The sequence below is a fragment of the Streptomyces sp. NRRL S-37 genome (genome assembly GCF_000721605.1).
Classification (GTDB): Bacteria; Actinomycetota; Actinomycetes; order Streptomycetales; family Streptomycetaceae; genus Streptomyces.
In genome coordinates, this window is the sequence record NZ_JOIZ01000061.1 from 1 (window position 1) to 3,253 (window position 3,253).

General features: G+C 72.5%; 3 protein-coding genes. All 3 read left to right on the forward strand.

From position 1 onward, the window contains the following. Nucleotides 1–341: AMP-binding enzyme (locus IH50_RS39020; RefSeq protein WP_158801421.1), on the forward strand; the 341-nt coding region annotated here is incomplete at its 5' end. Continuing rightward, on the forward strand, nt 302–745 hold the full coding sequence (locus IH50_RS43030) for a condensation domain-containing protein (RefSeq protein WP_051767600.1): 444 nt from the start codon (nt 302–304) through the stop codon (nt 743–745). The genes IH50_RS39020 and IH50_RS43030, both read left to right, overlap by 40 nt. A 2-nt stretch (nt 746–747) precedes the next feature. After that, nucleotides 748–3,253 (forward strand): non-ribosomal peptide synthetase (locus IH50_RS38300; protein ID WP_234328334.1); only part of this gene is annotated, 2,506 nt, incomplete at its 3' end.

Here is a 3,253-nt window from a genome sequence, read left to right on the forward strand (position 1 = left end):
TCGTCGCCGGGCACCCGCAGGTCGCTCAGGCGGCGGTGATCGCCCGTGAGGACAGCCCCGGTGACAAGCGCCTGGTCGCCTACGTCGTCCCGGCCGAGGAATCCCAGGGCAGCGAACTCGTCGACGTCGTCCGCCGGTTCGCGTCGGCGCAACTGCCGGAGTACATGGTCCCGTCGGCGGTCGTCACGTTGGACGCACTGCCGCTGACCCCGAACGGGAAGCTGGACCGCAAGGTCCTGCCGGCACCCGAGTACGCGACCGGTTCCGGCCGTGGTCCCGCCACGGTCCGCGAGGAGATCCTGTGCGCGGCGTTCGCCGAGGTCGCAACCGGACGGCGCTGACGGCGCGGACACGTCCGGAGCGGGTTCCGCTGTCGTACGCGCAGCGCCGCCTGTGGTTCCTCGGCCAGTTGGAAGGCCCGAGCGCCACCTACAACATCCCGATGGTGCTGCGGCTCAAGGGTGCCCTGGACACCGGGGCGCTGAACGCGGCGCTGCGGGATGTGATCGGCCGCCACGAGGTGCTGCGGACGGTGTTCGCCACCGCCGACGGGGAGCCGTACCAGAACGTTCTCAGCCCCACGAACCTCCGGTGGGAGCTGGAGGTCCGGGAGGTGGCCGCGGTGGACGTGGACGCCGCGGTGGCCGAGGCGGCGCAGTACGCGTTCGACCTGTCCACCGAGGTGCCGATCCGGGCCTGGCTGTTCCCGGCCGGGCCGGACGAGCCGAGGTACCCGAAGAGCTGACGCTGCCCTACGACCGCCCCCGTCCGGCGGTCCTCGGCCACCGCGGCCACGGTGTCCCGCTGGAGATCCCGGCAGAGGTGCACGCGCGGCTGGCGCAGGTCGCCCGCGCCGAGGGCGTGACGGTGGCCATGGTGCTCCAGTCCGCTCTGGCGGTACTGCTGAGCCGTCTCGGCGCCGGCACCGACATCCCGATCGGCACGCCACACGCCGGCCGCACGGACGAGGCACTCGACGACCTGGTCGGCTTCTTCGTCAACACACTGGTGCTGCGTACGGACCTGTCCGGGAATCCGACGTTCACCGAGCTGTTCTCGCGGGTGCGGGAGACGGCTCTCGCCGGGTACGGGCACCAAGACGTGCCGTTCGAGCGTCTGGTGGAGGAGCTGGCACCGTCCCGCTCGCTGTCCCGGCACCCGCTGTTCCAGGTGACACTGACGGTGCAGAACGGCGCCGACGCCCGCCTGGACCTGTCCGGCGTGGCGGCGGAGGCCGGCCCCTCGGGCACCCCGGTGGCCAAGTTCGACCTGGACGTGACCGTCCGAGAGGTCTTCGACGCCGACGGCCGTCCCGCAGGGCTGCGTGGTGTCCTGGTCGCGGCGGCGGACCTGTTCGAGGTGGACACCGTCCAGCGGCTCGCGCAGCGTTTCGGGAAGGTGCTGCGGACACTCGCCGACAACCCGGCCGCACACATCGGCGCCGTCGGCATTCTCGACGAGGCCGAGCGTCGGCGCCTGGTGGTGGAGTGGAACGACACCGCGGCCGAGGTGCCGCAGGCCACGGTGCCGGAACTGTTCGAGGCGCAGGTGGCCCGCACTCCGGACGCGATGGCGGTGATCGCCGACGGCGCTGAGGTGTCGTACGCGGAGCTGGACGCCCGCGCCAACCGCCTCGCGCACCACCTCATGGCACAGGGCGTGGGCCCTGAGTCGCTGGTGGCCGTGGTGCTGGAACGCGGCGTGGACCTGATGGTGGCGCTGCTCGGTGTGCTGAAGACGGGGGCCGCGTATCTGCCGGTCGACCCTGCCTATCCCGCCGAGCGGGTCGCCCACATGGTGGCCGACGCCGCACCGGCGGTGATCCTCGGCGCCGCGGGGACGGTCGGCAGCGTTCCGGCCTCGGCCGCGGTGACGCTGATCGACGCACCGGAGACCGTTGCCGCCCTGACGGAGCAGGCGGTGCACGCGCCGGTCGCGGAGGGGACACGCTCTCTCGCCCACCCGGCCTACGTGATCTACACCTCTGGGTCGACGGGGCGACCCAAGGGTGTGGTCGTGCAGCATGCCGGCTTCGCGAACACGCGGGCGGCCGCCCAGAAGCGGTTCGGAGCCGGTCCCGGCTCACGGGTCGCCCAGTTCGCCTCGCTCAGCTTCGACAACTTCTGCCTGGAGTGGTCGCTGGCGCTGACGTCAGGCGCGGCGTTGGTGGTCGTACCGGCCGAGCGGCGCCTCGGGCAGGAGCTCTCCCGGTTCTTCGCCGAGCAGCTGATCACCCACGCGACGCTGCCGCCTGCTGTCCTCGCCGGGCTCGAGCCGGGATCGCTGGCGCAGGACGTCGTCCTCGAGGTCGGCGGTGAGGCGTGCTCGCCGGACCTGGTGGACCGCTGGTCGGCCGGGCGGGTGCTGTTCAACACCTACGGGCCGACGGAAACCACCGTCGACGCCACGGTGTGGCGGTGCGCCCCCGGAGTGCGGGAGGTGCCGATCGGCACTCCTGTCGGCAACGCGCGTGCGTACGTGGTGGACGAATTCCTCTCCCCGGTGCCGGTCGGTTCCGTCGGTGAGCTGTACGTGGCGGGTGCGGGTCTGGCGCGCGGCTATGTGGGCCGGCCCGACCTGACCGCGGACCGGTTCGTGGCGTGCCCGTTCGGCGCGGCCGGTGAGCGGATGTACCGGACCGGCGACCTGGTCCGCTGGGACGCGGACGGCCGCCTGCTGTTCGTGGGCCGCGCTGACGAACAGGTCAAGGTCCGCGGCTTCCGCATCGAGCTGGGTGAGGTGCAGGCCGCCGTCGCCGCGCACCCGGCGGTGGCGCAGGCCGCCGTCGTGGTCCGTGAGGATGTGCCCGGGGACCCGCGCCTGGTGGCCTACGCGGTGCTGGGCGAGGGGCCGCAGAGCGGTGAACCGGCCCAGGAGGTGCGCCGTTTCGTCTCCGAGCGGTTGCCCGAGTACATGGTTCCGTCGGCGGTGGTGGTCCTGGATGCGCTGCCGCTGACCTCGAACGGGAAGCTGGACCGCAAGGCCCTACCCGTTCCGGAGTACGTGACCGGTTCCGGCCGCGGCCCTTCCACGGTCCGTGAGGAGATCCTGTGCGCGGCGTTCGCCGAGGTCCTCGGCGTGGACAGTGTCGGCGTCGACGACGACTTCTTCGCGCTGGGCGGCCACTCCCTGCTGGCGATCCGCCTGGTGGAGATCCTGCGCGGCCGTGGTGTGTCGGTCTCGGTGCGGGCGCTGTTCCAGACCCCGACCGTTGCGGGGCTGGCTGCCGCGTCCGGGGCGGAGAGTGTCGTCG